Origin of the sequence: Micromonospora sp. NBC_00389 (assembly GCF_036059255.1) — a bacterium.
Lineage (GTDB): Bacteria > Actinomycetota > Actinomycetes > Mycobacteriales > Micromonosporaceae > Micromonospora.
In genome coordinates this window covers 779,707-806,590 of record NZ_CP107947.1, presented here as the reverse complement: position 1 = coordinate 806,590, position 26,884 = coordinate 779,707, and the positions used below count along the sequence as shown (strand labels likewise).

Genomic DNA, 26,884 nt, shown 5'->3' with positions numbered 1-26,884 from the left:
TGAACATTCGCGAAAGTGAGGGTGGTTCGTCCTGGTCTGTGTGGTAGCCAGGTTAACAATGACCCTACGATCGCCGGGTGGAGTGGGTGGTGGCGGTCGTGGTGGCCGTGGCGTTGGTGGCCGGGTTGGCCGCCGGTTTCCTGCTGCCCCGGTTCCTGCGGACGCGGGACGGCCTCTCCACGTCGACGGGGAGCGCGAGCTCCCGCTGGAGCAGGGGGAGGCCCGCGATAGTCGACGAGCAACAGGCCGGGCTCGGCCGCCGGACGATCGACTCGCTCCGGGCCGGTGTCGTGGTGCTGGATGACAACGACGTGCCCGTGCTGATCAACCCGGCCGCCCGCGCGATGGGTCTGCTGCGTACCGGCAGTACCGCAGGGTCGATCGCCGCGCACCCGTTGATCCGTACTCTCGCTGGCCAGGTGCGGCGCACCGGGGTGCGGCGCGAGATCGAGCTGGACCTGCCCCGGGGTCGCGACAGCGCGGGGGAGAACCCGCTCGGCGTGCACCTGCGGGCGATGGGTCTCGGCAACGGCTTCATCGCGGTGGAAGCGGTCGACGTGACGGAGTCGCACCGGCTGGCCCGGGTGCGACGCGACTTCGTGGCCAACGTGAGTCACGAGCTCAAGACCCCGATCGGGGCGCTCCAACTGCTCGCCGAGGCCTTGCTGGACGCCACCGAGCCGGCCGACGCCGCGACGCCCGACCTCTCCGAGGACCTGGTCGCCGCCCGCCGGTTCGCCGAACGGATCCAGCACGAGTCGACCCGGCTGGGCCGGCTGGTGCAGGAGTTGCTGGAGCTGACCCGGTTGCAGGGCGCCGAGCCGCAGCCGCCAGCGGAGCCGGTCGCGCTGGACTGGGTGATCGCCGAGGTGGTCGACCGGACCCGCACCACCGCCTCCGCCCGGGGCGTCGAGGTGACGGTGACCGGCGAGCGCGGCCTCACCGTGTACGGCAGCGACACCCAGCTCGCCACGGCGGTGGCGAACCTGGTGGAGAACGCCATCAACTACTCCGGCGACGACACCACGGTGCGGATCACCACCCGCGGTGACGACGAGCACGTCGAGATCGCCGTCGCCGACCAGGGCATCGGCATCGCCCCGACGGACGTGGACCGGGTCTTCGAGCGGTTCTACCGGGCCGACCAGGCCCGCTCGCGTGCCACCGGCGGCACCGGGCTCGGATTGGCCATCGTCAAACACATCGCGAGCAACCATGGCGGAAGGGTGGAGGTGTCGAGCACTCTTGGTGGTGGATCGACGTTCACCCTCCGGCTGCCCGCCAGTCCACCGGACGACCTGCTGGCGACACTGCCGCCGGCTGGGATCGAGGCCGGTCCGGCCGAGCTACGGCAGGTCTGACAGCAATGAAAGGAACACCCCGTTGAGCCGCGTTCTGGTGGTCGAGGACGAGGAGTCGTTCTCCGACGCCCTGTCGTACATGCTCCGTAAGGAGGGCTTCGAGGTTTCGGTCGCCGCGACCGGCACCGACGCCCTCACCGAGTTCGACCGGACCGGCGCGGACATCGTGCTGCTCGACCTGATGTTGCCCGAGATGTCGGGCACCGAGGTCTGCCGGCAGCTCCGGCAGCGCTCGGCCGTGCCGATCATCATGGTCACCGCCCGGGACAGCGAGATCGACAAGGTGGTCGGGCTGGAGATCGGCGCCGACGACTACGTCACCAAGCCGTACTCGCCCCGGGAGTTGGTGGCCCGGATCCGGGCGGTGCTGCGCCGGCAGAGCCCCGAGGTGGCCGACGCGGGTGTCCCGACGCTGGCCGCCGGGCCGGTGCGGATGGACATCGAGCGGCACGTGGTGACCGTCGAGGGTGGCGCGGTGCAGCTGCCACTCAAGGAGTTCGAGCTGCTGGAGCTGCTGCTGCGCAACGCCGGCCGGGTGCTGACCCGGGGTCAGCTCATCGACCGGGTCTGGGGCGCCGACTACGTCGGTGACACCAAGACGCTGGACGTGCACGTCAAGCGGCTGCGCTCCAAGATCGAGCCGGAGCCGTCCGCGCCGCGCTTCATCGTCACCGTTCGGGGTCTGGGCTACAAGTTCGAGCCGTGATCGGCGTACCGAAGGGGGCCCGCGCGCGGCGCGGGCCCCCTTCGGCGTTTCCGGCATCGGTCAGAACAGTTTGCGCAGGGCGGCCGCGATGTCGCCGACCTCGGTCACCCGGCTCTCCGCCACGCTGATGACCAGGTCGTACGCGACGTCCTGGTTGGTTTCGTCGAGCTGGGCCACGGTCACGGCACGGTTCTGAAGCAGGAAGGCAACGGCCACGATCCAGCCGATCCGCTTGTTGCCGTCGACGAAGGGGTGGTTGTTGACCAGCGAGTGCAGCAACGCCGCCGCCTTGGTCCACAGGTCGGGGTAGGCGTCCTCGCCGAACACGCTTGTCCTTGGGCGGGCCACGGCCGATTCGACGAGGCCGGCATCCCGGATCCCGACGCCGAGCTTGCGGGCGATGCCGGCGATGTCGGTGAGCGTGGGGTAGTGGACCTCGGTCATCACTCCGCCAGGCGAGCGAGCAATGCGGAGTGGCGCTCGATGATCTCGTCTGCGAGTTCGCCGAACTGACGGGCGTTGCGCCGTGCCAGGTAGTCGTCAATGGCGGTGACGACGACGGCGTGCATCGACCGCGTCTCTTCCTCCGCGACAAGACGGAGTCGCTGTTCACGTTCGTCATCGAGCCGGAGCGTCATGGCCATACCTCGAATGGTAGCAAGAGTGCTACCAAGATCACGCTGACTCGTCAGATGTCGTCGGCGGGGTGCGGGGCGACCATGCCCTGCTTCGTCCGGGCGGCGCACAGCTCGGCCAGCCGCTCGTACGCGGCCGCGCCGATCAGCGCGGTCAGCTCGGGGGAGTACGAGAGGTACATCGGCTCGGCGCCGACGTGCGCGTCCGTCGAGGAGGTGCACCACCAGTCCAGGTCGTGTCCGCCGGCACCCCAGCCCCGCCGGTCGAACTCCGACAGCGTGGAGACCAGCACCTTGGTGTTGTCCGGCCGCTTGACCCAGTCCTGGTCCCGCCGGATGGGCAGCTGCCAGCAGACGTCTGGCTTGTACTCCAGCGGGTGCACCCCGTCGCGGAGCGCCTGGGCGTGCAGCGCGCAGCCGCCCCCGCCAGCGAAGTCGGCGTCGTTGAGGAACACGCACGGCCCCTCGGTGCCCTGGGTGGCGGTCCGGCGGGCCGGGGTCTTGCCGTCGATGGTGTCCTCGTCGGTCCAGTTCCGGAACCCGCGCCGGAAGTGCTGCCAGGTCGACGGGGTGAGCCGCTTGACGGCGTTGCGGACCCGCTTCTCGTCGTCGGAGTCCGTGAAGAACGCGCCGTGTGAGCAGCAGCCGTCGGCGGCTCGGCCGGCGATGATGCCGTGGCAGCCCTGGCCGAAGATGCAGGTCCAGCGGGAGAGCAGCCAGGTCAGGTCCGCCCGGATCAGGTGATTCTCGTCCGCCGGGTCGGCGAACTCGATCCACTCTCGGGGGAAGTCCAGTGGGACCTCGCGGCTGCGCGGGTCGCCCGGGTCGTCCACCACCACGCGGAGCTCCATCGTCACCCGGCCCAGCGTACGCGCGGTGACCTCCGCGGGCCGCCGAGCCGCGCAAACGTGTTGCACCTAGTGTCTTCACCATGCGACTGGGTGTCCTCGACGTCGGATCCAACACGGTGCACCTGTTGGTGGTGGACGCGCACCACGGCGCGCACCCGTGGCCGGCGCGCTCCGAGAAGGTGGTGCTCCGGCTGGCCGAGCAGATCGGCCCGGACGGCGCGCTGACCGACGCGGGCGCGGACAGCCTGGTCAAGGCGGTCGGCATGGCCAAGGCGGCGGCCGCCGGGCTGGAGGCGGACGACCTGATCGCGTTTGCCACCTCGGCGGTACGCGACGCCACCAACGCGGCCGAGGTGCTGGCCCGGGTCCGCGACGAGACCGGCGTACGCCTGGCGGTCCTGTCCGGGGCGGACGAGGCGCGGATGACCTTCCTGGCCGTGCGGCGCTGGTTCGGCTGGTCGGCGGGGCGGCTGCTGGTGCTGGACATCGGCGGCGGCTCGCTGGAGATCGCCGCCGGGATCGACGAGGACCCGGACGTCGCCGTCTCACTGCCGCTCGGTGCCGGTCGGCTGACCCGGGAGCGGCTGCGGGTCGACCCGGACAGCGCGGCGCCTCCATCCGCGGAAACCGTCGAGAAACTGCGGGAGTACGTGGACGGCCGGCTGGACAAGGTGGTCGACCAGATGACCGAGGTGGGTTGGGAGCGGGCGGTGGCCACCTCGAAGACGTTCCGCACCCTAGCCCGACTGGCCGGGGCGGCGCCGTCCGGGGCCGGGCTCTGGGCGCGGCGCAGCCTGACCCGCGCCGGGTTGCGGCAGGTCATCGGCTTCATCCGGCACATCCCGCCGGCCCAGTTGATGGAGCTGGAGGGGGTCAGCGCCGGCCGGGCTCACCAGTTGCTGGCCGGGGCGGTGGTCGCCGAGGCGGTGATGCGCCGCCTCGATCTGGACTCGCTGGACATCTGCCCGTGGGCGCTGCGGGAAGGGGTCATCCTCCGTCGGCTCGATCAACTCGAACCGGTATGACCGGGCCGGGTGGTTACGACCGATTTGCCGGCGCTCGTCACGGTGGCCCTACCCGCGCCGGGCTACCCTGGCTGATGTGACTTCCCGCGTTCCGGTGCTCCTGTCCAGCTCGTCGGTCTTCCCCGAGCCGACCGCGGCGGCGTTTCAACTGGCCGCGGCGCTCGGCTATGACGGCGTCGAGGTGATGGTCTGGACCGACGTGGTCAGCCAGGACCTGGGCGCGCTGCGCGGCCTCTCCACCCACTACGACGTGCCGGTGCTCTCGGTGCACGCGCCCTGCCTGCTGGTCACCCAGCGGGTGTGGAGCCCGGACCCGTGGGAGCGGCTGCGCAAGGCCGCCGAGCTGGCCGAGACGCTGGGGGCGCCGACCGTCGTGGTGCACCCACCGTTCACCTGGCAGCGCGACTACGCGCGCACCTTCACCGAAGGGCTCGCCGCGGTCGCGGACCGGTTCACCGGGCTGCGCTTCGCGGTGGAGAACATGTACCCGGTGCGGATGGCGGGCCGGCAGTTCGTTCCGTACGTGCCGGGTTGGGATCCCACGGAGACCGGCTACCCGTCGTACACCCTGGATCTGTCGCACTGCGCGGCCTCGCACAGTGACCCCCTGGAGATGGCCGACCGGATGGGCGCCGGGCTGGCCCACGTGCACCTTGGCGACGGCACCGGCGAGGGCCGCGACGAGCACCTGGTGCCCGGGCGCGGCACCCAGCCCTGCGGCCAGCTGCTCTCCTCGCTGGCCGGGCGGGGCTTCACCGGGTCGGTGGCGGTGGAGGTGGCTACCCGGGGCGCGAAGAGCCGCGCGGTACGCGAGGCGGACCTGCGCGCCGCGCTGGAGTTCGCCCGCCAGCACCTGACCGCGCCGTCCCCGGTCGACGCCTGACCCGTCGTCCCCACACAGGGCGGGCCGACCGGTACGGCGTCAGCTAGCTGACCGGGGTGAGTGACTCGGCGCCCGCGGTCGGCTGCGGGGCGACCGTCACCTGCTCGCCGACCGCAGCCCGCTTGCGGGCCCGGTGCGCCGCCACGTGCGAGCGGGTGGCGCAGCGCTCGGAGCAGAACCGCCGGCAGCAGTTGGACGACGTGTCCAGGTAGACGTTGCCGCACCGCTCGTCAGCGCAGACGCCGAACCGGGCGCTGCCGTACTCGCAGAGCCAGACCGACAGCCCCCAGACCGCACCGGCCAGGTATTCCGCGCTGACCGATGCGCCCCGGCTGGTCACGTGCATGTGCCAGTCGCTGGAGTCGTGCCCGGAGATGCGCGGCTGGACCGGGAACGCCTCGAGCAGCGCGTTCAGCTCCGTCACCGCCTGGGCGTCCCGCCCCGAGGTGCCGTACTCGAAGACGTCGCGCAGCCGCTTCTGCGCCCGCCGGAAGGTCGCGACGTCCCGGTCCGCGACCTCGTCGCGCATCCAGGCGTTGTCGTCGGGGAAGATGGCCCGCAGGTCGTCGAGGTCGTCCAGGCGGGCGTTGACCAGGTCAACACCGGTCCGGGCGTACGCGTCGAAGTTCACGCCCCCAACGGTAGACGACTCACGGGGTGCGCGGCGCGTCGATGTAGTGCGGCAGGAACCGCGCGTAGCCGTCGGTGATCAGACTGGCGCTCTCCCGCACCCCCACCCCGGCCGATTCGCCGTCGACGATCCAGCTGCCCAGCACCATCCGATTGCCGGCGAACTCTGGCAACGCCCGGAATTCCTGGTAGCACCAGCCCTCGTCGCCGTAGATGCCCGGGTTGGTGATCTCCTGCTCGGCGGTGACGATGCGCACCGAGCCGCCCTCCCGTCCGAGCAGCGGCTTGGCCACGTACTCCGACATTCCGCGGGGCGAGTCGAGGTACGCCGGGAGCAGGTACTCGTGGCCCGGGTACAGCTCCCACAGGACCGCGAGCAGCGCCTTGTTGGACAGCAGCAGCTTCCAGGCCGGCTCGATCCAGGTGGTCGGGGTGCCCGGAGCCAACGCCGCAGGCCCGTACGGCTCGGCCAGCATCCACTCCCACGGGTAGAGCTTGAAACAGGTGGTCACCGGGCGGTCGGCGGCGTCGACGAACCGCCGGCCGTCCCAGCCGATGTCCTGGATCGGCAGCAGGTCGACGGTCAGCCCCGCCTGCCGGGCGGTCTCCGCGAGGTAGCCGGCGGTCATGTGGTCCTCGCCCGACTCCTCCTCGCTCGACCAGAGCACGTGCACCCGGGGATCGTGCAGCCCGGCGCCGATCTTCGCCCAGGCGCCGACCAGCCGCTCGTGCAGGCTGTTCCACTGGTCCAGCTCCGGCCGGGTCTGCTCCAGCCAGTACCACTGGATGATGCTCGCCTCGACCAGCGCGGTTGGGGTGTCGGCGTTGTACTCCAGCATCTTGGGCGGCCAACTGCCGTCGTAGGCCAGGTCGAAGCGCCCGTAGAGGGTGGGTGGCGCCTCCCGCAGCGACCGGGCCACGGCCTCGGCCGCCCACTCCGGGATGCCGAACTCGGCGTACCGGTGGTGGGCCACCACGTGCTCGGCGGCGGCCACCGACATCCGGTGCAGCTCCTCGGTGGCCTCCTCCAGCCGCAGCACCTCGTCCAGGTCGAAGGCGTACGCGGCGGTCTCGTCCCAGTACGACATGATCCCGCCGTCGGGCAGCTCGGTGTCGACGTAGACCAGCCCCTGCGCCCGGATGGTGGCATCCCAGTCGGGTCGGGGCGCGACCGATTCGCGGCGCACCTCAGCCGCCGCAGGAGGCGAGGTGGGTGCCGAACCCACCGCGCTCGGGCACGGCTGCGGTCGTCGGCTCCGGTGCGGCGCGGCCGGCGGCCGGCTCGGCGACCCGCATCGCCAGCGCGACCGTGTCACCGCCGCCGGCCGGCCCCAGGGCGCAGTCGTCGTCATCGTCGTCGTCCGAGGTCATGTTGCAGCCGGAGAGGGCGAGCGCGAGAGCGGTGAGCGCGCCGAGCTGCACGGAGGCCGACCGGAGCCGGCGGCGGGGGCGTTGGTCCACGGCATCGTTGTAGCCGATCGACGCCACTGCCGCCGCCCCGCCCCACGGTGAGGAACGACTCCTTGTTATCGGATTTTGTTGTGCAAGGGGCACTTTCCAACTCGGGAGTCGGGTGCTGGCTGCCCCTCGGCGGAGGGCCCAGCAGGGGCGATACGCTCGGCTCATGCTCCGTTCCGTCATCCTCGCCGCCTCCCGGTCATCCCAGGTCGAGCGGCTCGTCGCGACTGCCCCGTACACCCGGGACGTCGTCCGCCGGTTCGTCGCCGGCGCCGCCACCGACGACGCGTTGCGCGCGACCCGCGAACTCGTTGACGACGGTCTGGCGGTCACCCTCGACAACCTGGGTGAGGACACCGTCACCCCCGAGCAGGCCACGGCCACCCGGGACGAATACCTGCGGCTGCTGAAGATGCTCGCCGGGGCGGGGCTCACCCCGGCCGCCGAGGTGAGCGTGAAGCTCTCCGCTCTCGGCCAGATGTTCGACGAGCAGTTGGCGTACGACAACGCGCGGGCGATCTGCGCGGCGGCCGACACGGCGGGCACCACGGTCACCCTGGACATGGAGGACCACACCACCACCGACTCGACGCTGGAGGTGCTGGGCAAGCTGCGCAAGGACTTCCCGTCGACCGGCGCGGTGCTCCAGGCGTACCTGCGCCGGACCGAGTCGGACTGCCGGGAGCTGGCCTACGCCGGATCGCGGGTGCGGTTGTGCAAGGGCGCGTACAAGGAGCCGGAGTCGGTGGCGTACCAGTCCGCCCGCGAGGTGGACAAGTCCTACGTCCGCTGCATGAACATCCTGATGTCCGGCGACGGCTACCCGATGCTGGCCACCCACGACCCTCGGATGATCGCCATCGGTGAGGACCGGGCCCGCTGGTTCGACCGGGGGCCGGAGCGGTTCGAGTTCCAGATGCTCTACGGCATCCGCCCCGAGGAGCAGGCCCGGCTGGCCGGCGAGGGCTACACCGTGCGCACCTACGTCCCCTACGGCGACGAGTGGTACGGCTACCTGATGCGCCGGCTCGCCGAGCGCCCGACCAACCTGGTCTTCTTCGGCCGTGCCCTGATCTCCAAGAAGTAACCCGGACGGACCGGCCGACGGGCCGGCGGTGACCCTCGTGGTCCCCGCCGGCCCGTTCGCGTATCCGGCTTGACGATGTTGGCTAATGGGGTTAGCTTTATGGCTATGACAGCTAGCCAGGTGCAGCGGGACGGCGGACACATCGCGTACGAGGTGCACGGGGAAGGCCCGCTGGTCGTCCTCTCGCACGGCATGGGTGAGAACCGGGCGAGCTACCGGCACCTGGTGCCGCTGCTGGTCGCGGCCGGCTACCGGGTCGCCTCGGTCGACGTACGGGGGCACGGGGAGTCCAGCGTCGGCTGGCCCACGTACGCCCCGGCGGAGGTCGGCGCCGACCTGCTGGCCGTGATCCGCGACATCGACGCCGGCCCGGCCGTGCTGGTCGGCAGCTCGTCCAGCGCGGCGGCGGTGGTCTTCGCCGCGGCCGAGGCGCCCGACCTGGTCTCCGGCATCGTGCAGATCGGCGGGTTCGTCAGCCAGCCGAAGCTCAACCCGCTGATGCGGATGGCGCTGGCAGCGGTGGTGCGCAGCCCTCGACTGTTCGGGATGTTCCACAAGACGCTCTTCCCGGTGCACCGGCCCGCCGACGACGCGGCGTACCGCCGGTCGATGGTGGCCAAGCTGCGCGAGCCCGGCCGGATGGCCGCGACCCGCGGCGTGGCCGAGCCGGTCGAGCCGCACTGGACCGCCCGCGCCCCGCAGGTCCGGCAACCCGTGCTGGTGCTGATGGGTGCCAAGGACCCGGACTTCCCCGACCCGGGCGCCGAGGCACGGGCGGCCCGCCGGCTCTTCGGCACCGCCGAGGCGCGGATGGTCGAGGAGTCCGGGCACTACCCGCACGCCGACCGGCCGCAACGGACCGCCGAGGAGCTGCTCGGCTTCCTGAAGGTGTGCACCGGTGCCTAGGGTCGGGCTCAACCAGCAGACCGTGGTGCGGGAGGCCGCCCGGCTGGCCGACGAGGTCGGCCTCCCGCAGCTCACCCTGGCCGCGCTCGCCAGCCGGCTCGGCGTGGCGCTGCCCAGCCTCTACAAGCACGTCCGAGGGGCCGACGCGCTGAGCCAGAAGCTCTCCGCGCTGGCCACCACCGAGTTGGCCACCGACCTGACCACCGCCGCCGCCGGCCGCGCCGGCGGGGACGCGCTACGGGCGATGGCCGATGCCTACCGCGGTTACGCCCAACGGCACCCCGGCCGTTACCCGACCACGCTGCGGGCGCCTGATCCGGCCGACCCCGAGCACGTGGTGGCGGGCGAGCGGGCGGTGGGCGCCATCTACGCGGTGCTGCGTGGGTACGGGCTGACCGCCGACGACGCGGTGGACGCCACCAGGGCGTTGCGCAGCGCCCTGCACGGGTTCGTGTCGCTGGAGGCGGCCGGTGGTTTCGGGCTGCCCCGCGAGGTCGACCGCTCGTACCACCAACTGGTCGCCGGTCTGGACGTCGCGTTCCGATCCTGGCCGCGCGCTCGTCGCGCCGTCGACCAGCCGGACCAGCCGTGATCCGGGCACTCGGGCTGCTCCTGGTCTTCCTGCTGGAGTTGGCCGTGCTGGCCATCGGCGCCCGGTGGGGCTGGTCCCTGGACGCGCCCACCGCCGGCCGACTGCTCGCCGCCGTCGGCGTGCCGCTGCTGCTCGCCGGGCTCTGGGGCGTCCTCGGCTCACCGCGCGCCCGGGTGCCGCTACGCCCGCTGGCCAAGCACACCTTCCAGGCCTGCTGGTTCGTGTTGGGTGGCGGGATGCTCGCACTGCTCGGGCAGCCGTGGCTCGGCCTCGCCCTGGTCGTCGTCTGGGCGGTCGTCATCATCCTGCTCCGCCGCGCCGGCCGCCCGGCCTGAGTGCGGTCCAGGAGGTGGGGCGGGGCCGTGCCGGCCTCGCCCGATCCGTCCAGAGGTCGTACCCTTCGCCGGGTGACTGACGGGGTGCATCAGCCATCGCTACGGCGGTTGTGGCCACTGTGGACCGGGCTCGTGGTGGTCGTCCTGCTGCTGGGATGCGGGCTGCCGGCGCTGCTGGTGGCGGGGGTGGTTCGGGAGTCCGGCGACCGGGCCACGGTCGGCCGGATCGGTGCCTCGGCGACCGACGACCCGGCCACCGCGGTCGCCCGCGGGCTGGCCGACCGGATGACCGCCCAGCTTCAGCGGCAGTCCACGGCGCTGCTCGGCGGCGACCCGGCGGGCTTCCTCTCCGTCGCCGAGCCGGCCGCGCACACCGACCTGCGCCGGCGCTTTGCCGCGCTGCGCGCGCTCAAGGTGACCGTCTGGCGGCCCGAGCCGAGCGGCCTGCCCGCTCCGGTCGTCGGCAAGCCCGGCGAGTGGCGACTGCTGGTGCGCTTCCAGTACTGCTTCGTGGTGCCGGGCTGCCGACCCAGCCCGGTGCTGATCGGCACCCGCTGGCGGGAGAACGGCGACCAGCCCCGACTGGTCGCCCTGGAGGAATCCAAGTCTGCGGAGACCGGCACCCGGCCGTGGGAGATCAGCGACCTGGCCGTGGCGGTCGGCGCGCGGACCATCGTGGCCACCACCCCGGCGCAGCGGGGCAAGCTACCCGGCCTGCTCGCGCAGGCGGAGGCGGCGGCAAAGGTCGCCGACGGGTACGTGGTGGCCGGGGCCCCACCGGACCGGTACCGGATCTTCTACGCCGGCCGCGCCGAGTGGCAGCGCTGGTACGGCGGCGGACGACCACAGTGGACCGGGGGCTACGCGGTGACCGTGGGCGGCGGCCACCACGAGGTGGTGCTCAACGCCGAGGGTCTCTCCAGCAGCAGCGCCGATGACCTGCTCCGGCACGAGCTGACCCACGCCGCCTCGCTGCCGGAGCGCGGCTATCCGGGCAAGACGACCTGGTGGCTGGTGGAGGGGCTGGCCGAGTTCGCGGGCGCTGGCGGGCAGCCGGTTGACCGGTACGAGGGGCTCGCCGAGGTGCGGAAGCTGGTCCGGGGCGGTTGGGACGGCCGGCTGGAGGGCATGACCCCCGCCGATGACGCCTCTGCCGAGCGGGTCGGCGGCAGCTATGGCGCCGGCTACCTCGCCGTCCGGCACCTCGTCGACCGGTACGGGCCGCAGCGGCTGCTCACCTTCTTCAAGGCAGTGGTGCATGACCGCAAGGCCCTCGACGCCGCTGCCCAGGAGGCGTTCGGCGAGCAGTGGTCGACGTTGCACGACGAGTGCGTGGCGTACGTCCGGGCCACCGCCGCCTGACGACATGTCAGCGCTGTGACGGTGAGCCGTACCATCGATGGGTGCGCCGCACCCACTCGCCGCGGCCCGTCAGCCTCACGCGGCCCCGCCTGCTCACCGCCCTGACCGCCCTCACCGTCCTCGCCGCCACCACGGCCGCCTCGTGCGACGACGACCAGCCGCCCGTCGCGCTCGCCTCGGCGGCCCGCAGCCCCGTCACCGAGGTGATCGACGCGCCGGCGACGGTGACCGCCCGGGCCGCCGCCACCCTGACCGCTCCCGCCGACGGCACCCTGTCCAGCCTGCGGGTTCAGCCTGGACAGCGGGTCACGCGTGGTCAGGTGCTCGCCGTGGTCGCCTCCCCGTCGGCACAGGATCGGCTGCGCCAGGCCCGGGAGGCGCTGGCCGCCGCCAAGCGCGCCGGCCGGGGCGTCTCCACCGGCGACCTGACCGGCAGCCGGCGCGGCACCGACAAGGCAGCCGACGAGGCGTTCGACGCCGCCCGGAAGGCCGCCGAGAAGATCGCCGACCCGCAGCTGCGGGATGCGCTGCTGACCCAGGTGACCTCCGCCCAGCGGCAGTACGCCGCCGCCGCGCGCAGCGCCGACCAGGCCGTCCGGGCGGTGCAGCGGGGGATCAGCGGGCTGAACTCCGCCGTCGGCGCGCTCTCCGCCGCGCAACGGCTCCAGGCCCAGCAGGCGTACGACCTGGCGAAGGCGACCGTCGACGCGCTGACCCTGCGCGCCCCGATCGCCGGGGTGGTGCAGCCGGGCGGCACCCGGGCCGGCGGCGGATCGAGCGGTGGTCTGGCCGGGCTGCTGGAGCAGGCCGGCGGCGCTCAGGCGGCGGGGATCGACCCGTCGGTGCTGGCCCCCGGCCAGGGCGGGCCGCCCGCCGGGGTGGACGACGCGGTCGCGGTCGGTGGCCAGGTCACCGCCGGCACGCCGGTGCTCACCGTGGTGGACACCGGGCAGCTGGGGCTGCTCGCCGAGGTGGACGAGACCGACGTGCTGCTGGTCAAGAGCGGCGTGACCGCCACGGTCGAGCTGGACGCGGTGCCCGGTGCCAGCTACGACGCCACGGTCCGCTCGGTCGACGTGCTCCCCACCAACTCCGCGCAGGGTGGAGTCACCTACCGGGTACGTCTGGCGCTGGGCGCCGGGAAGCTCGCCGAGGACGATCCGGCACCGGCGCCGCGTCCCGGGATGAACGCGATCGTGCACCTGCGGGTACGCGAGGCCGCCGACGCGGTGACCGTCCCCGCCTCGGCGGTGTTCTCCGCCGACGGCCGGGACGCTGTCTGGGTGGTCCGGGACGGAAAGGCGGACCGGGCAGCGGTGACCGTGGGCGTCCAGGGGGCCGACCTGGTGCAGATCCTCAACGGCGTGCAGGCGGGCGACCGGATCGTGGTGCGCGGCACCGACCAGGTGCGCGACGGCCAGGAGGTGCGGTGACCAGATCCCCGCCCGCGATCGAGGCGGTGGACGTATCCCGGACGTACCAACTGGACGGGGTGTCCGTCGAGGCGCTGCGCGGGGTGTCGCTGGTCGTGCAGCCGGGTGACCATGTGGCGCTGGTCGGGCCGTCCGGCTCGGGAAAGTCCACCCTCATGCACCTGCTCGGCGGGCTCGACCGGCCCAGCGGCGGCCGGCTGGTGATCGGCGGGCGGGACGTCAGCGCCCTCTCGCCGCCGGAGATGGCCACCCTGCGCAACGAGACGATCGGCTTCGTCTTCCAGGCGTTCCACCTGCTGCCGCGGACCTCGGCGGTGGAGAACGTGGCGTTGCCGCTGGTCTACCGCGGCGTACCGGCCCGGCGGCGTCGGGAGCGGGCGGCGGCGATGCTCGGCCGGGTCGGCCTCGGGCACCGGCTGGACCACCGGCCCAACCAGATGTCCGGCGGCGAGCAGCAGCGGGTGGCCATCGCCCGCGCTCTGGTCACCGAGCCAACGGTGCTGCTGGCCGACGAGCCCACCGGCAACCTGGACAGCGTCACCGGCGCGGCGGTGCTGGAGCAGCTGAACATCGAGTCCGGTGTGGCGCTGGTGATGGTCACCCACGATCAGGAGGTGGCCGCCCGGGCCCGTCGCCGGATCACCATGCGCGACGGCGTGGTGGTGGCGGACAGCGCCACCGGTGACGACCCGGCCGCCCTTCATGATCGACCGCCGTCCGTTGATCACGGTCGACCTGCGACACTGGTCTCCGCTCCCAGCGCGGAGCCTCGGTCCGCGTCCGGAAGCGGGCCGGGGCACCCGTCCGGTGGCTCCGGCGGCGCCGCCGGAGCCACCGGACGCCTTCCGGATCCGCCCGGCGTAGGCAGCGGGACCGGTCACGCCGGCGAGGCGACCGGCGGCGGGAGTGGGTCGTGAGGGTCGCCGAGGCATGGCGGGTGGCACTGGACGCCTTACGGGCCAACCGGTTGCGCAGCGCGCTGACCATGCTCGGGGTGATCATCGGGGTGGCCTCGGTGGTGCTGCTGGTGGCCATCGGCACCGGAACCAAGCAGAAGGTGGAGCAGCAGGTCGAGGGGCTCGGCTCCAATCTGCTGCTGGTCGTCCCCGGCAGGATCGAGGTGGGCAACGCGCCGGTGGTCTCGCCGCTGACGCTCAAGGACGCGGACGCGGTCTCCCGGGTGGTCGGCGACCCCGAGCGGGTGGCGGTCACCGTCGCCTCCGGGGCGACCGCACGGGCCGGTGCCCGGTCCGACTTCACCACCGTGCAGGGCGTGCTGGAGACCACCCCGGCGGTGTTCACCCGGTCGCTGGCCCGAGGCCGCTACCTCACCGGCACGGACGTGGACACCAGCCGACGGGTGGCGGTGCTCGGCGACTCGGTGGCCCGCGCGCTCTTCCCCGACCGGGACCCACTCGGGCAGCAGGTGACGCTGGCCGGCGTTCGGTTCCGGGTGATCGGCATCTTCGCGCCGCTCGGGCAGAGCCTCGGCGTCGACCGGGACGACGAGGTGCACGTGCCGGTGACCGCCGCGCAACGGCTCTGGGGCACTCAGCGGGTGGACGGCATCGCGGTGAAGGCGCCGGACCGGGAACGGATCGACGAGCTGGGCGAGCGGATCGTCGCCGAGTTGAGCCGCCGCCACCCGGACACCGAGTTCAGCGCGGTGACCCAGCAGCAGATCCTCGGCGTGCTCGGCGACATCCTCGGTGTGCTCACCGGCGTGCTGGCCGCCATCGCCGGCATCTCGCTGCTCGTCGGCGGGGTCGGCGTCTCCAACATCATGCTGGTCAGCGTCCAGGAGCGGACCCGGGAGATCGGGTTGCGCAAGGCCGTCGGCGCCCGCCCCCGCGACATCGGGGTGCAGTTTCTGCTGGAGGCGGTGCTGCTCACCACGATCGGTGGGCTGACCGGGATGGCGCTCGGCGTGGGTACCGCGCTGCTGGTGGACGCGTTGTCACCGATCCCGGCGGCGATCACCTGGTGGTCGTTGGCGCTCGCCTTCGGCGTATCGGCGGTGGTGGGCATCGTCTTCGGCGTGGTTCCCGCGCAGCGCGCCGGCCGACTCGACCCGGTGGTCGCGCTGCGCGCCGAGTGAACCGCGACCGCAACCCGGACGCTGGGCGCAGGCAGGGAGATACCGGGAGCGCGGATCGGGTGAACCAACGGCCGAAACATGATCAGTTGTACGAAGGGATCGCGCCGGTCACAGCCGCCCCGCTACCGTACTGGTAACACGCGCGTCGCCGGCCCGGCCCGGAGCATCCGTCGGGTTGGCACGCGCCGGGCATGGGATGGGTCGGTGAGCCATGGCCGGGTCGCAGTCCGACGGACGGCTGTCGGAGGTCAAGTTCCTGACCGTCGCCGAGGTGGCAACGGTCATGCGGGTGTCGAAGATGACGGTCTATCGCCTGGTGCACAGCGGTGAGCTCACCGCTGTCCGGGTTGGCCGGTCATTCCGGGTGCCCGAGCACGCGGTGCACGAATATCTGCGGGGTGCTTTTCAGGAGACCGCCTGAGCCACCGCCCCGCACGTCGAGCGCGACGTAACGGACATCGGTAGGGCCTCGATGGGGGCGCGTTGGTCCGGCTGACCCTCTCCGGCTACCCTGGAGCCCGACCGAGACCCCACCGGTGCGCCCCGCCGCCCAGACTGGTCCGGTCCGTTGTCCGCAAGCGGTCGCCGTCGCCACCTGCGTGGTGTCATCCGGTCCGCCCCGCACGTTGTATCGAAAGGCTGTCGTATGGGCTCGGTGGTCAAGAAGCGCCGCAAGCGCATGGCTAAGAAGAAGCACCGCAAGCTGCTGCGCAAGACCCGCGTCCAGCGTCGCCGTCTCGGCAAGTGATCGCCGCCGGGCCAGCGGCCCGGCGTCCGGCGTCACTTGCCAACTGTCGACCCCCGGAGGCTCAGGTGATCAGGCCGTGGTTGTCCCGGCTCGATCCCTCCTGCCGGGGTAGGTGCGGCAGATGACCCCCGGCAGCACCTCAGGTGCTCCGGGGGTTGTCGTCGTCACCGGGGTCAGCCGCTACCTGGGCGCCCACGTGGCGGCCCGGCTGGCCGCCGACCCGCGTATCGAGCGGGTCATCGGAGTGGACGCGCCGGAGCCCGGCGCCGAGTTCACCGACCTGCTGGACCGGGTCGAACGGATCCGCGTCGACGCCGGCTCGATCGGCGGGCTGCTCGCCGATCTGGACGTCGACGCGGTGGTGCACCTCGCGCTGGTCAGCGCTCCCGACCCGCAGCACGGTGGCCGGTCGGCGATGAAGGACCAGAACGTCATCGGCACCATGCAACTGCTCGCTGCCTGCCAACGGGCACCCCGACTGCGCAAGCTCGTGGTCCGCTCGTCCACCGCCGCGTACGGCGTGTCGTTCCGGGACCCGGCGGTGTTCACCGAGGAGACCGAGCCGCGCGAGGTGCCCCGCGGCGGCTTCGGCCGCGACATCCTCGACGTCGAGGGGTACGTCCGCGGTTTCCGGCGCCGCCGGTCCGACGTCACCGCGACGGTGCTGCGCTTCGCCCCGTTCATCGGCTCGACCGCCGACACGACGTTGACCCGCTACTTCTCGCAGCCGCTGGTGCCCACCGTCTTCGGCCGTGACCCTCGGTTGCAGTTCCTGCACTTCGACGACGCGTTGGAGGTGCTGCACCGGTCGATCGTGGAGGACCACCCGGGCACGTACAACGTCGCCGGCCCGGGGGTGCTGTCGCTGTCCCAGGCGATCCGGCGGGCCGGTCGGGTGGCCGTGCCGGTGCTGGAGCCGGGCCTCTCCGGCGCCGCCGCGCTGGCCCGCAGCATGGGCTTCGGCCGCTACGGCCTGGACCAGGTCGACCTCTTCGTGCACGGCCGCGTGGTCGACACCAGCCGGCTGGAGCAGGAGTACGGCTTCACGCCCCGCTCCACCGCCGCGGCCTTCGACGACTTCATCCGCGCCCACCACGGCGGTGTCGTGGTCACCCGGAGCCAGTTGGCCACCGCCGAGCAACTCGTCCTGGACGGCATCCGGCAGGTCCGCTCCGCAGTGCGGGAGCGGTCGTGACCGGGCCGGGCGAGGGGCGCGATCCGGCGGGCATCGGCCGGTTCGACGTACCGCCGGGGCCGGCCGCACCGGGCACGGAGCCGGCGCGGCGCAACGGACACCGATCGGCGGCCCGGATCGCGCCGATCCAGTCATCGTCCGGCGAGACCGACACTTCCTCCACCGACGAGACCGCCGCCGTGGCTGACCCGACCACCGACGAGCCGACGGGTGCGGCTGACCCGGTCACCGGCGAGCCGGCCGACACGGGCGACCCGGCCACCGGCGGCGAGCCGGGTGGCACCGAACCGGCCGTGCCGGACCGGCCGGGGGACCACTGGGACCGCAGGGTCGCGAACGGGCTGGCGTTCCTGCGTCGGAGGCTGTCCGGCGACTACGAGGTCGACGAGTTCGGTTTCGACCCGGAGTTGACCGACGCGGTCTTCCACCCGCTGCTGCGGCTGCTCTACCGGGACTGGTTCCGCACCGAGGTCAGCGGGGTGGAGCACGTACCCGTGGACGGGCCCGCCCTGGTGGTCGGCAACCACTCGGGCACGGTGGCACTGGACGCGTTGATCCTCTCGGCGGCGCTGCACGACAAGCACCCCGCCCACCGCTACCTGCGCCTGCTCGGCGCCGACCTGGTCTTCCGGATGCCGGTGGTGTCGGAGATCGCCCGCAAGACCGGCGGCACGGTGGCCTGCAACCCGGACGCCGAGCGGCTGCTCGGCGGCGGCGACCTGGTCGGTGTGTTCCCCGAGGGTTTCAAGGGCATCGGGAAGCTCTACTCCGACCGGTACAAGCTGCAACGCTTCGGCCGAGGAGGGTTCGTCTCGGCGGCGCTGCGCACCGGCACCCCGATCGTGCCGGTCGCCATCGTCGGCGGCGAGGAGATCTACCCGATGCTCGCCGACATCAAGCCCCTCGCGCGGCTGCTCAAGCTGCCGTACTTTCCGGTCACGCCGACCTTCCCGTGGCTCGGGCCACTGGGCATGGTGCCGCTGCCCAGCAAGTGGCTGATCCAGTTCTGCCCGCCGATCCCCACCGCGCACCTGACCGACTCGGCGGACGACCCGCTGGTGGTCTTCAACCTCGCCGACCAGGTGCGGGAGACCATCCAGCAGACCCTGCACACGCTGCTGGAGCGGCGTCCCGACCCGTTCGGCCCCTGACCCGCGGCGTCAGCCGGTGCGACGGCGGCGCTGCAGCGCCAGGCCGGCGGTCACCGCCCCGGCGACCAGGCCGGCCGCCGCGGTCGACGGTACGGCGATCTTGACCGCCCGGCGGCCGGTGCGGAAGTCCCGCACCTCCCAGCCGTGCTGCCGGGCCTGCCGCAGCAGGGTGCCGTCCGGGTTGACCGCCACCGCCCGGCCCACGGCGGAGAGCAGCGGCAGGTCGTTTGCCGAGTCGCTGTACGCCGAGCAGAGACTCAGGTCCAACCCCTCCACGGCGGCGAGCTGGGTGACCGCCTCGGCCTTCGCCGGCCCGTGCATCAGGTCGCCCACCAGCCGTCCGGTGTACGCCCCGTCCAGCACCTCGGCCACCGTGCCGATCGCGCCGGTCAGGCCGAGCCGAGCGGCGATCACGCGGCCGATCTCCACCGGGGCGGCGCTGACCAGCCAGACCCGCTGACCGGCGTCCAGGTGGCCCTGGGCGAGCCGGTGGGTGCCGGCCCAGATCCGGGGAGCCATCAGCTCGTCGAAGATCTCCTCCGTGAGGCGCTCCACGTCGTCCACCCGCCAGCCCTCGACGAAGGCCAACGCGGCCTCCTTGGCCTGGGACATGTCACCGGCGTGCTCCCGGGCGAGCAGCCGGAACCGGAGCTGCTGCCAGGCGAACCGGGCCAGGTCGGCGGTGGTGAAGTAGTTCCGGGAGGCGAGCCCGCGCGCGAACCAGTAGATCGACGCGCCCTGCATCATCGTGTTGTCCACGTCGAAGAAGGCCGCGGCGGTCGGGTCCGGTGCGGGTCCGGTCGCCGGAGCCAGCTCGGTCTCCACCCAACCGGCGGTATGACCATGGGCGTCGGTGCTGACCGTCACCTTGCGGCTACGCGCCACGCGACTCCCTTCCTCGCCGGATGCCTCCAGCGAGGGTAGCCGGCGTGCCTGGTCGAACGGCTGGGCACACAGCGAACTGTGCCGTGGCCCGCAGGACCTGCGGTATAGGGGAGTGGCCGGGGGCGGGTGGGCGCCGACTGGGGTCAGCGGGTGCCGGGGCAGGCGGTCGGGACAGGCCCGAGGGCATCACTGCCGGTCGGCGCCGGCAGGCCGCAGCCGATCGCCGCGCGCAGCCCGTCCGAGCGCTCCCGGACGCTGTCCAGCAGCTCCAGCGACCGCCGCGTCCGCTCCCGGTCGGCCCGGGTGGCCCCGTCGACCAGGTTGCCCACCGCCCGGCGCTGGCCGGTGACGAAGGTGTTGACGGTGTCCAGGCTCGCCGGCTCGGCCCGCTGCACCGCCGCGGCGGTGAGCAGGCGGACACCCTGCCGGGTGTCGGCGTCCATGTCGTCGAGGACCGCGCTGTAACCGATCCGGTCACCGCGTAGCTCGGCGGCCTCGCCGAGCCGGGTCCGGGCGAAGTCCAGGAAGAGCTGGCCACGGCTGATGTCCGAGCTGGCCAGGGCGAGTTGGGCGCGCTCGGTCGAGCGCTTCATGCCGTACAGCGCGTCGCCGGGGACCGCGTTCTCGCTGGCGGCCGAGATGCCGGAGACGGCGATGGCGCCAGCGGCGATGCCGATCAGGATCGCGCCGCGGGCGCGGGCCCGACGGGCGGTCACCGCCGGCAGCAGCGAGCCACGGGTGGCGGCGGCGGGACGCGTGGCGGCCGGTTCGACAGCCGCCGGGGTGCCCAGCCCTTCCCGTTCGGCGGTGGCGAGCAGCATCGCCCGCAGGCCGGTGCGGAAGTCGGGGTTCACCTCGACCGCCGGAGGGTCGACGCTGAGCCGTTGGCCCACTGCGACGAGCGGCGCGAGCTGGCCGTCGGCCCGGGACCGGACATGGTGTCGCCGGCCGCCGTTGGCCTCGTCGAGAAGCTGCGCGAAGCGCTCGGCGCGCCGGCGGGAGAAGAGGATGTTGTCCACCGCAGGCACCTCCTCTCGCTGGTCACGGCCGGTCGGCCGCCGTCGTTGCCAGCGACCGGGCGGCAGTGTGACACCACGGAGGTGGGGCCCCGTCCGGTATGCCGGTCGGACCCCGGTGACCCGGGCCTGCCGGGGCAACCACCGGTCGCACCCGGAGAAACGCGGCGGACCGGGCACGGGTTACGGGCCTGGTGGGGCGGAAATCACGGAATGTGATCGTTATCACCAGTTGGGACCGACTTGAGCTGCCCGGACATCGATCGATGCCCATCGGTCCCGCGGAAGGAAGCTATGGCTGGAAACCGTCGGGCAGGAGTCGGGCCAGCGCGCGGACCGCCCGGTACTGGAGGGCCTTGATGGCACCCTCGTTCTTGCCCATGGCACGGGCCGTCTCGGCGACCGAGAAGCCCTGGAGGAAGCGGAGCACGATGCACTCCTGCTGCTCCGGGTTGAGCTGCTTCACGGCGGTGAGCAGGGCGACGTTGGTGATGTGCTCGACCACCGCCGCCTCCGGGCTGCCCTCCGGGCCCCGGTCCTCCCGATCGGCGTCGAGCACGTCGCCGGTGGTGACCTCCAGCCGGTACCGGCCGGACTTGAAGTGGTCCGCGACCAGGTTGCGGGCGATGGTCACCAGCCAGGCGCCGAGGTCGCGGCCCTGCCAGGTGAAGCTGCCGATCCGCTTGAGCGCCCGCAGGAAGGTGTCCGAGGTGAGGTCCTCGGCGAGCTGGCGATTGCCGACCCGGAAGTAGACGAACCGGAACACGGTGTCCACGTACCGGTCGTAGATCAGACCGAACGCCTCGGACTCACCGGCCTGAGCCCGTTCGACCAGCGTCCAGACCTCGGTGGCGGGGTCGGACGGGTCCGGTCGGCTCGGAAAGCCGGTCGGGGTGGTGGTGGCCGGCACCGCCGGGATCACCGCCGTCTCGCCCGCCGACGGATCGGTGGTCGCCGTCGGCGTGTCGCCGACCCGTCGGCCCTGGACCGGCATGGTCGGACGGGCCGGCACAGCGACCCGACCGCCGGCCGGTTTCGCGTTCCCACCGGGCACCGCCGGTCGTGGCGGCGGCTCGTTGTGGTGTGGCCGGTTGCGGATCCGCTTCGCCGTTCCGTCACCCCGCACGGCGGTGCCGTGTGGATCGTCCAGCGGCGCGCGGGCCGCCGGCCGCTCGTTGACGTGGGAGCGTGCCGCCGAACCGGTCAGGCCGACCGGGCGTTCCGCGTAACCGAAGGTGGTCACCGCGACGCCCCCGTCCCGTCGGTCACCGGACGGGCCGGTTTGCGGGTCGTTGGTGCGGACCGACCGGGCTTCCGGTCGGGCAGGACGGTTCCGGGGTGTGCCGACGGGCGGCAGTTCCCCTTGAGGTGCTGGTCCAATGCGCTCACAGGCACGGGGGCCTCCTCGGGCTGAGGGGTGTCGACTCACGGCAAATGGGGTGAGCCAACCCGAGTGATGATAGGGCCAACGTCACCCGCGCGTGGCAAGTCCGTTACACAGGGCGGAAGTATTTCCTTCTCCGTCGCACCGTCGGCGGACCGGTTGTCCGTCGTGTGCGATTGACTTTGGACCGGCTCGATGATCCAGGGTGGATCCCCTGGTCGGGGTGCGTCGTCCGTTCGGCTGACCCGCCCCGACGGGTGGTCGGTGCGGGCCCGGCCGAACCGCCGGCGGAAGGGTCATCCGTCCCATCGGCGGGACCTGATCGGGTCGCTGGCGGCACCGTGGCTGGTCCCACCTACGGGACTCGCGCGCGGCACGGTTGTCCGGCCGCTGGCCCGACCGTCGGGCGTGGCCTGTCGTCGTCCGCTGTGCCAGACTCGGTCACCGTGCAGGACGCAGCGGAAAACCCCGCGCCGAACCTCGCCGACCGGGTCCGCCGGGCGGCTCTCGACCACGGTGACCGGGCCGCGCTGCACTGGCGCGACCGGACGCTCAGTTGGTCCGAACTGGATGCCTCGGTGGACGCCGCCGCGCACGGCCTGGCCACCGCCGCGCCGCCCACCGACCCGGACGGTGCGCCGCCCCGCGTCGCGATCGCCCTGCCCAACAGCCCTGACTTCGTGATCGGCTGGCTCGGAGCCCTGCGCGCCGGGCTGATCGCGGTGCCGGTCAACCCCGGCTTCACGGCACCGGAGCTGCGGCACGTGCTGGCCGACTCCGGCGCGTCGGTGCTGATCGGCACCGACCGGGTCCGGGGCCTGGTCGCCGAGGTGGCCGCCGAACTGCCCGCGCTCACCGCCGTGCACGGCGCGCCGCCACCGCCGGCCGCCGACGCACCCGAGCAGCCGCGCCCGCACCGGGGCGGTGACGACCTGGCCGTACTGCTCTACACCTCCGGCACCGAGGGCCGGCCCAAGGGCGCGATGCTCTCGCACCGCGCGCTGCTGGCCAACCACGAGCAGGTCGACCGGATCGAGCCGCCGGTGGTCGGTCCGGGCGACACCGTGCTGCTGGCTCTGCCGCTGTTCCACGCGTACGGGCTCAACTCGGGGCTCGGCGCGGTCGTCCACCATGGCGCGACCGGCGTGCTGCTCGACGAGCTGGGGCCGACAGTGGGGCTGGACGAGATCGCCCGGCACCGGGTCAGCGTGCTGGTCGGCGTACCGTCGATGTTCCTGGCGTGGGCCGGTGCGGACGAGGTCCGCGCGGCGACCGCGACGGTGCGGGTGGCGGTCTGCGGCGCGGCGCCGTTGGAGCCCGCGGTCGCGGCGCGCTTCACCGAGGCGAGCGGTCATTCGGTGCACGTCGGGTACGGCCTCACCGAGACCGCGCCCGTGCTCACCTCCACCCTGGTCGGCGGGGTCGCCAAGGTCGGCTCGATCGGTCGGCCGCTGCCCGGCGTGCGGCTGCGCCTGGTCGGCGCGGACGGGGCTGAGCTGTGGCGCGACGGCCTGGCCGTCCCCGACGATGACCCGGATGAGCTGGACATCTCCGACGTGGCGCCGGGCACCGACCCGGGGCAGATCGTGGTGTCCGGCCCCAATCTCTTCTCCGGCTACTGGCCGGACGGTCGGGGCGGCCCGGACGCCGACGGCTGGTGGGGCACCGGCGACATCGCGTACGCCGACGAGGACGGTGACCTCTTCCTGGTCGACCGGCTCGGCGAGCTGATCCTGGTCAACGGGTTCAACGTCTATCCGCACGAGGTGGAGGTGGTGCTCGCCGGGCACCCCGGGGTGGCCGAGTCGGCGGTACTGGGTGTGCCGCACCCCCGGACCGGCGAGACTGTGCGGGCGTATGTGGTGCCGGCGCCGGGGCGGCCGGTGACCAGCGAGGAGTTGCTCGCCCACTGCGCACGGAACCTGGCCCGGTTCAAGTGCCCGACCGCGGTCGAGTTCGTCGACACCCTGCCGCACTCGGCGATCGGCAAGGTACGCAAGACCCAGCTCCGGCCGCCGACGCCGGCCGACGCCCGCACGGAGGTAACCGATGTCCACTGACGCCCGGCTCGCCCTGATCACCCGGCCCGGGTGTCATCTGTGCGACGACGCCAAGGCGGCGCTCGACCGGGTGGTAGCGGTGACCGGGGACAAGTGGGTCGAGTGGGACGTGAGCGGTGACCAGGAGCTGGAGCGGGAGTACGGGGACCGGCTGCCGGTGGTGATGCTCGACGGCAAGGAGCACGGCTACTGGCGGGTGGAGGAGGAGCGGCTGCTGCGGGACCTGACCACGCCGCAGCTCTGAGGAGTGCCTATGGTGCTCTGATGACCCCTGCGCACCCCCACCTGGTGTGGGACTGGAACGGCACTCTGCTCAACGACCTCAGCCTGGTGGTGGCCGCCACCAATGCGGTCTTCGCCAGTGTGGGCGGGCCGGCGGTCACCTCCGAGGAACACCGGGTGCGGTTTCGCCGGCCGATCGCCGAGTACTACGCCGAGGTGCTCGGCCAGGCCGTGGACGACGACGAGTTCGGCCGGCTGGACCGGATCTTCCACGACGCGTACCGCAGTGGGTTGACCACCTGCGAGCTGGCTGCCGACGCGCGGACCGCGATGGCCTCCTGGACGGGCAGCCAGAGTCTGCTCTCCATGTGGTTCCACGAGGAGCTGGTCCCGACCGTGCACACCTACGGGCTGACCAGCCACTTCACCCGGGTGGACGGGTTGCGGGCCACGGTCGGTGGAGGCCGCAAGGCCGAGTCGCTCCAGCAGCACCTGGCCGAGCTGGGCGTGGACGGCACCTCGGTGGTGCTGATCGGCGACTCCATCGACGACGCGGACGCGGCGCTCGCGGTGGGTGGCCGAGCGGTGCTCTACACCGGCGGGTTCACCGACCGGGCGCGGCTGCAGGCCTCCGGTCACCCGGTGGCCGACACCCTCACCGACGCCGTGACCCTGGCCCGGGAGGTCAGTTCCGCAGGTAGGTGAGGACGGCCAGCACCCGCCGGTGCTGCTCGGTGTCCGGCGGAAGCGTGAGCTTGGTGAAGATGTTGCGCACGTGCTTCTCCACCGCGCCGTCGCTCACCACCAGGGCGCGGGCGATGGCGGTGTTCGAGCGCCCCTCGGCCATCAGGGCGAGCACCTCGCGCTCGCGCGGGGTCAGCTCGCGCAGCGGGTCGTCCCGACGCCGTCGGGCGAACAGCTGCCCGACCACCTCCGGGTCGAGCACGGTGCCGCCGGCCGCCACCCGGCGCAGCGCGTCCAGGAACTCGTCGATCGCGGCCACCCGGTCCTTGAGCAGGTAGCCGATCCCGCCGCCGGCACCGCCCGTGGTGGCCAGCAGGTCGTCGGCGTACGAGACCTCGACGTACTGGGACAACACCAGGATCGGGGTACGCGGCACCAGCCGACGCGCCTCCACGGCCGCCCGCAGCCCCTCGTCGGTGTGCGACGGGGGCATCCGGACGTCGACGATCGACACGTCCGGCTGGTGCTCCACCACCGCCGCGACCAGCGCGTCGCCATCACCGACGGCTGCCACCACCTGGTGCCCGCTCTCGGTCAGCAGCCGCACCAGCCCCTCGCGGAGCAGGACGGCGTCGTCGGCGATCACAATGCGCATGGCTGTGTTGTCTACCATGTCCGGCCTGTCGTGCGGGCTCGGAGCGGGCTCACAGCGGCAGCTCCGCGCGGAGCTCGGTGGGCCCGCCGGTGGGGCTGACCACGGCCAACTCGCCGCCGGCCGCCCGGACCCGGTCGGCGATGCCGACCAGCCCGTGCCCCTTGGCCAGGTGCGCGCCACCCTGCCCGTCGTCGCCCACCTGCACCAGGAGTCGGGTGCCCTGCCGGGACACGGCGACCAGGGCTTCGGTGGCCCGACTGTGCTTGGCGATGTTGGTCAGCGCCTCGGCCACCATGAAGTACGCGGTGTTCTCCACCGCCGGGTCGAGTCGCCCACCCGGCGTGCCGAGTTGCGGGTCCACCTGGAGGTCGATCGGGATCAGCCCTCGGCCGGCGAGCGCGGCCAGGGCGCTGGGCAGGCCCCGGTCGACCAGGATCGGCGGGGCGATGCCCCGGGACAGTGCCCGCAGCTCGGCCAGCGTGTCCCGGGTCTGGGTGACCGCCTCGTCGATGGTCCGGCCGGCCGCCTCCGGGTCGGAGGCGAGTTGCAGCCGGGCCCGGCTGAGGTCCATCGCCAGCCGGACCAGACGCTGCTGGGGGCCGTCGTGGATGTCGCGCTCCAGCCGGCGCAGCGCGGACGCCTCGGCGGAGACGGCGGCCCGCTTCTGCTCCTCCAGCACGGTGATCCGGTCCCGCATCTCGGCCACCCCGGTCAGCATGGCCCGGGCGAAGGTGGCCTGGAGCAGCGCGCAGCCCCGGACCACGATCGGCAGAGTGATCAGGAAGAACACCCCGACCGCGGTGGTCAGCCCGATCCGGGCGGTGGTCGAGTCGCCGAGGCCGAGCAGTTGGGCAGGGTCGCTGTCGCCGTCGCTGCGCGGCAGCGCCCAGTCGTACGCCCAGTAGAGCGAACCGGCGGCCGCGGCGGCCCACCAGACCAGCGCCACCACGAAGGTGATCACCGCCACGATCAGCCGCAGGATGCCGTGCGCCAGATCGAGCCAGGACTGGGCGTCCCGCATCGGCACGAAGATCCGCCGCCAGGCGTTCGCCCCCGCCTCCGCCAGCCGGTAGTGCGGCCGGATCCGGGGCTGCCGGAGCACGGCGGGCAGCCGCAGCCGCTCGATGTCGGCCAGCCCGCGGGCGGCGTACAGGGTGCCGCTGAGGATCGGCAGACCGATCACTGTGACCACCAGCCCAACGCCGACCGCAAGGCCCACGACGAGGACGACGAAGCTGGCCAGGGCCAGGGGCAGGCCGAGCAGTACGTACCCGGAGTCGACGAAGAGCTGGCGGGGGATGCTCGGTGCCAGCGTCGGTTGGTCGCTGGTGGCGGCAACGGCGGTCATGCCCCAAAGGCTAGGCACCCGCGATCGGCCAACCCATCCCGAAACCCCGCCTCTCCCTCGTAGTGCTGCCCCTACCCCGACCCCCTTCGACGCGTCGATCTTGCACCTGTGGTCGCCGATTCGCGCGGTATGGGCCTGATGCGGGGCGGAAACGGCAAGATCGCGGGGGTGGGT

The 26,884-nt window shown here is 72.8% G+C and carries 30 protein-coding genes; 19 read left to right on the top strand and 11 right to left on the bottom strand.

The features are described 5' to 3' along the window. Positions 1–77: 77 nt before the first annotated feature. Positions 78–1,361, top strand: coding sequence for a sensor histidine kinase (locus OG470_RS03835; RefSeq protein ID WP_328420803.1), 1,284 nt, complete (start codon positions 78–80; stop codon positions 1,359–1,361). A gap of 22 nt (positions 1,362–1,383) precedes the next feature. Continuing rightward, complete coding sequence (locus OG470_RS03830; RefSeq protein WP_328420801.1) at positions 1,384–2,067, top strand: response regulator transcription factor; 684 nt, start codon at positions 1,384–1,386, stop codon at positions 2,065–2,067. A 60-nt stretch (positions 2,068–2,127) separates the two neighbouring features. On the opposite strand, the gene OG470_RS03825 is transcribed toward OG470_RS03830, so the two are convergent. The 3 genes from OG470_RS03825 to OG470_RS03815 are packed head-to-tail and all read right to left on the bottom strand — an operon-like array spanning position 2,128 to position 3,553. Further along, a complete protein-coding gene (locus tag OG470_RS03825; protein ID WP_328420799.1) occupies positions 2,128–2,511 on the bottom strand; it encodes a type II toxin-antitoxin system death-on-curing family toxin in 384 nt (127 codons plus the stop codon). Beyond that, the gene (locus OG470_RS03820; RefSeq protein WP_328420797.1) at positions 2,511–2,711 is read right to left on the bottom strand and encodes a hypothetical protein; all 201 of its coding nucleotides are present in this window, start codon (positions 2,709–2,711) and stop codon (positions 2,511–2,513) included. The genes OG470_RS03825 and OG470_RS03820 overlap by 1 nt, the downstream gene beginning before the upstream one ends. 44 nt (positions 2,712–2,755) lie before the next feature. Next, positions 2,756–3,553: a hypothetical protein gene (locus tag OG470_RS03815; RefSeq protein ID WP_328426121.1), complete on the bottom strand. Its 798-nt coding sequence runs from the start codon at positions 3,551–3,553 to the stop codon at positions 2,756–2,758. An 80-nt stretch (positions 3,554–3,633) separates the two neighbouring features. Between OG470_RS03815 and OG470_RS03810 the strand changes: the two genes are divergently transcribed. Next, a complete protein-coding gene (locus tag OG470_RS03810) occupies positions 3,634–4,578 on the top strand; it encodes a Ppx/GppA phosphatase family protein (protein WP_328420795.1) in 945 nt (314 codons plus the stop codon). Positions 4,579–4,654: 76 nt separating this feature from the next. Beyond that, on the top strand, positions 4,655–5,461 hold the full coding sequence (locus OG470_RS03805; protein WP_328420793.1) for a sugar phosphate isomerase/epimerase family protein: 807 nt from the start codon (positions 4,655–4,657) through the stop codon (positions 5,459–5,461). A 43-nt stretch (positions 5,462–5,504) separates the two neighbouring features. On the opposite strand, the gene OG470_RS03800 is transcribed toward OG470_RS03805, so the two are convergent. From OG470_RS03800 to OG470_RS03790, 3 genes are read right to left on the bottom strand one after another with little or no spacing between them, the layout of a single operon-like run. Then, entirely contained in the window at positions 5,505–6,092 is a 588-nt protein-coding gene (locus tag OG470_RS03800; RefSeq protein WP_328420791.1) for a CGNR zinc finger domain-containing protein, read from the bottom strand. A gap of 19 nt (positions 6,093–6,111) precedes the next feature. Then, positions 6,112–7,278 carry a glutathionylspermidine synthase family protein gene (locus tag OG470_RS03795; RefSeq protein ID WP_328420789.1) on the bottom strand — a complete coding sequence of 389 codons (1,167 nt, stop codon included), beginning with the start codon at positions 7,276–7,278 and terminating at the stop codon, positions 6,112–6,114. A 1-nt stretch (position 7,279) separates the two neighbouring features. Beyond that, positions 7,280–7,552 carry a hypothetical protein gene (locus OG470_RS03790; RefSeq protein WP_328420787.1) on the bottom strand — a complete coding sequence of 91 codons (273 nt, stop codon included), beginning with the start codon at positions 7,550–7,552 and terminating at the stop codon, positions 7,280–7,282. 163 nt (positions 7,553–7,715) lie between these two features. Here OG470_RS03790 and OG470_RS03785 point away from each other — a divergent pair, with 163 nt between their 5' ends. The 12 genes from OG470_RS03785 to OG470_RS03730 all read left to right on the top strand — a co-directional run bounded on the left by OG470_RS03785 (position 7,716) and on the right by OG470_RS03730 (position 18,456). Next, entirely contained in the window at positions 7,716–8,636 is a 921-nt protein-coding gene (locus OG470_RS03785) for a proline dehydrogenase family protein (RefSeq protein ID WP_328420785.1), read from the top strand. 105 nt (positions 8,637–8,741) lie between these two features. Continuing rightward, positions 8,742–9,542 (top strand): alpha/beta fold hydrolase, encoded by an 801-nt coding sequence (locus tag OG470_RS03780; RefSeq protein ID WP_328420783.1) that lies wholly within the window; start codon positions 8,742–8,744, stop codon positions 9,540–9,542. After that, complete coding sequence (locus OG470_RS03775; RefSeq protein WP_328420781.1) at positions 9,535–10,134, top strand: TetR/AcrR family transcriptional regulator; 600 nt, start codon at positions 9,535–9,537, stop codon at positions 10,132–10,134. The genes OG470_RS03780 and OG470_RS03775 overlap by 8 nt, the downstream gene beginning before the upstream one ends. After that, positions 10,131–10,469: a DUF2568 domain-containing protein gene (locus tag OG470_RS03770; RefSeq protein WP_328420779.1), complete on the top strand. Its 339-nt coding sequence runs from the start codon at positions 10,131–10,133 to the stop codon at positions 10,467–10,469. Before OG470_RS03775 ends, OG470_RS03770 begins: the two co-directional genes overlap by 4 nt. A 72-nt stretch (positions 10,470–10,541) precedes the next feature. Continuing rightward, positions 10,542–11,831, top strand: a complete 1,290-nt coding sequence (locus OG470_RS03765; protein WP_328420777.1) for a hypothetical protein — start codon at positions 10,542–10,544, stop codon at positions 11,829–11,831. A gap of 41 nt (positions 11,832–11,872) precedes the next feature. After that, positions 11,873–13,264, top strand: coding sequence for an efflux RND transporter periplasmic adaptor subunit (locus OG470_RS03760; protein WP_328420775.1), 1,392 nt, complete (start codon positions 11,873–11,875; stop codon positions 13,262–13,264). After that, positions 13,261–14,181: an ABC transporter ATP-binding protein gene (locus tag OG470_RS03755; RefSeq protein ID WP_328420773.1), complete on the top strand. Its 921-nt coding sequence runs from the start codon at positions 13,261–13,263 to the stop codon at positions 14,179–14,181. Before OG470_RS03760 ends, OG470_RS03755 begins: the two co-directional genes overlap by 4 nt. Continuing rightward, a complete protein-coding gene (locus tag OG470_RS03750) occupies positions 14,178–15,362 on the top strand; it encodes an ABC transporter permease (protein WP_328420771.1) in 1,185 nt (394 codons plus the stop codon). The genes OG470_RS03755 and OG470_RS03750 overlap by 4 nt, the downstream gene beginning before the upstream one ends. A 211-nt stretch (positions 15,363–15,573) precedes the next feature. Next, a complete protein-coding gene (locus OG470_RS03745) occupies positions 15,574–15,783 on the top strand; it encodes a helix-turn-helix domain-containing protein (RefSeq protein ID WP_007465625.1) in 210 nt (69 codons plus the stop codon). A 225-nt stretch (positions 15,784–16,008) separates the two neighbouring features. After that, positions 16,009–16,110, top strand: coding sequence for a 30S ribosomal protein bS22 (locus tag OG470_RS03740; RefSeq protein ID WP_007465623.1), 102 nt, complete (start codon positions 16,009–16,011; stop codon positions 16,108–16,110). A gap of 121 nt (positions 16,111–16,231) precedes the next feature. Next, entirely contained in the window at positions 16,232–17,305 is a 1,074-nt protein-coding gene (locus OG470_RS03735) for an NAD-dependent epimerase/dehydratase family protein (protein WP_328420769.1), read from the top strand. Positions 17,306–17,598: 293 nt separating this feature from the next. Continuing rightward, complete coding sequence (locus OG470_RS03730; RefSeq protein WP_328426119.1) at positions 17,599–18,456, top strand: lysophospholipid acyltransferase family protein; 858 nt, start codon at positions 17,599–17,601, stop codon at positions 18,454–18,456. Between the two features lie 9 nt (positions 18,457–18,465). On the opposite strand, the gene OG470_RS03725 is transcribed toward OG470_RS03730, so the two are convergent. The 3 genes from OG470_RS03725 to OG470_RS03715 all read right to left on the bottom strand — a co-directional run bounded on the left by OG470_RS03725 (position 18,466) and on the right by OG470_RS03715 (position 21,600). Further along, positions 18,466–19,341 (bottom strand): HAD family hydrolase, encoded by an 876-nt coding sequence (locus OG470_RS03725; RefSeq protein ID WP_328420767.1) that lies wholly within the window; start codon positions 19,339–19,341, stop codon positions 18,466–18,468. Between the two features lie 143 nt (positions 19,342–19,484). Further along, a complete protein-coding gene (locus tag OG470_RS03720) occupies positions 19,485–20,360 on the bottom strand; it encodes a DUF5667 domain-containing protein (protein ID WP_328420765.1) in 876 nt (291 codons plus the stop codon). A 289-nt stretch (positions 20,361–20,649) separates the two neighbouring features. After that, on the bottom strand, positions 20,650–21,600 hold the full coding sequence (locus OG470_RS03715) for an ECF subfamily RNA polymerase sigma factor, BldN family (RefSeq protein ID WP_328420763.1): 951 nt from the start codon (positions 21,598–21,600) through the stop codon (positions 20,650–20,652). 587 nt (positions 21,601–22,187) lie between these two features. Between OG470_RS03715 and OG470_RS03710 the strand changes: the two genes are divergently transcribed. The 3 genes from OG470_RS03710 to OG470_RS03700 are packed head-to-tail and all read left to right on the top strand — an operon-like array spanning position 22,188 to position 24,728. After that, entirely contained in the window at positions 22,188–23,801 is a 1,614-nt protein-coding gene (locus OG470_RS03710; protein ID WP_328420761.1) for an AMP-binding protein, read from the top strand. Beyond that, on the top strand, positions 23,791–24,045 hold the full coding sequence (locus tag OG470_RS03705) for a glutaredoxin family protein (protein WP_328420759.1): 255 nt from the start codon (positions 23,791–23,793) through the stop codon (positions 24,043–24,045). Before OG470_RS03710 ends, OG470_RS03705 begins: the two co-directional genes overlap by 11 nt. 20 nt (positions 24,046–24,065) lie before the next feature. After that, entirely contained in the window at positions 24,066–24,728 is a 663-nt protein-coding gene (locus OG470_RS03700) for an HAD family hydrolase (protein ID WP_328420757.1), read from the top strand. Here the strand turns inward: OG470_RS03700 and OG470_RS03695 are convergent. Together OG470_RS03695 and OG470_RS03690 are read right to left on the bottom strand one after the other, a co-directional pair. Then, positions 24,709–25,362: a response regulator transcription factor gene (locus OG470_RS03695; RefSeq protein WP_328420755.1), complete on the bottom strand. Its 654-nt coding sequence runs from the start codon at positions 25,360–25,362 to the stop codon at positions 24,709–24,711. The genes OG470_RS03700 and OG470_RS03695 overlap by 20 nt on opposite strands. Before the next feature lie 49 nt (positions 25,363–25,411). Beyond that, on the bottom strand, positions 25,412–26,710 hold the full coding sequence (locus OG470_RS03690) for a sensor histidine kinase (protein WP_328420753.1): 1,299 nt from the start codon (positions 26,708–26,710) through the stop codon (positions 25,412–25,414). Between the last annotated feature and the right edge of the window lie 174 nt (positions 26,711–26,884).

Coding starts and splice junctions, on each gene's coding strand:
- OG470_RS03705 (WP_328420759.1), top strand. CDS start 23,791: ATGTCCACTGACGCCCGGCTCGCCCTGATCACCCGGCCCGGGTGTCAT.
- OG470_RS03815 (WP_328426121.1), bottom strand. CDS start 3,553: ATGGAGCTCCGCGTGGTGGTGGACGACCCGGGCGACCCGCGCAGCCGC.
- OG470_RS03700 (WP_328420757.1), top strand. CDS start 24,066: ATGACCCCTGCGCACCCCCACCTGGTGTGGGACTGGAACGGCACTCTG.
- OG470_RS03695 (WP_328420755.1), bottom strand. CDS start 25,362: ATGCGCATTGTGATCGCCGACGACGCCGTCCTGCTCCGCGAGGGGCTG.
- OG470_RS03735 (WP_328420769.1), top strand. CDS start 16,232: ATGACCCCCGGCAGCACCTCAGGTGCTCCGGGGGTTGTCGTCGTCACC.
- OG470_RS03785 (WP_328420785.1), top strand. CDS start 7,716: ATGCTCCGTTCCGTCATCCTCGCCGCCTCCCGGTCATCCCAGGTCGAG.
- OG470_RS03820 (WP_328420797.1), bottom strand. CDS start 2,711: ATGGCCATGACGCTCCGGCTCGATGACGAACGTGAACAGCGACTCCGT.
- OG470_RS03690 (WP_328420753.1), bottom strand. CDS start 26,710: ATGACCGCCGTTGCCGCCACCAGCGACCAACCGACGCTGGCACCGAGC.
- OG470_RS03810 (WP_328420795.1), top strand. CDS start 3,634: ATGCGACTGGGTGTCCTCGACGTCGGATCCAACACGGTGCACCTGTTG.
- OG470_RS03745 (WP_007465625.1), top strand. CDS start 15,574: ATGGCCGGGTCGCAGTCCGACGGACGGCTGTCGGAGGTCAAGTTCCTG.
- OG470_RS03825 (WP_328420799.1), bottom strand. CDS start 2,511: ATGACCGAGGTCCACTACCCCACGCTCACCGACATCGCCGGCATCGCC.
- OG470_RS03780 (WP_328420783.1), top strand. CDS start 8,742: ATGACAGCTAGCCAGGTGCAGCGGGACGGCGGACACATCGCGTACGAG.
- OG470_RS03740 (WP_007465623.1), top strand. CDS start 16,009: ATGGGCTCGGTGGTCAAGAAGCGCCGCAAGCGCATGGCTAAGAAGAAG.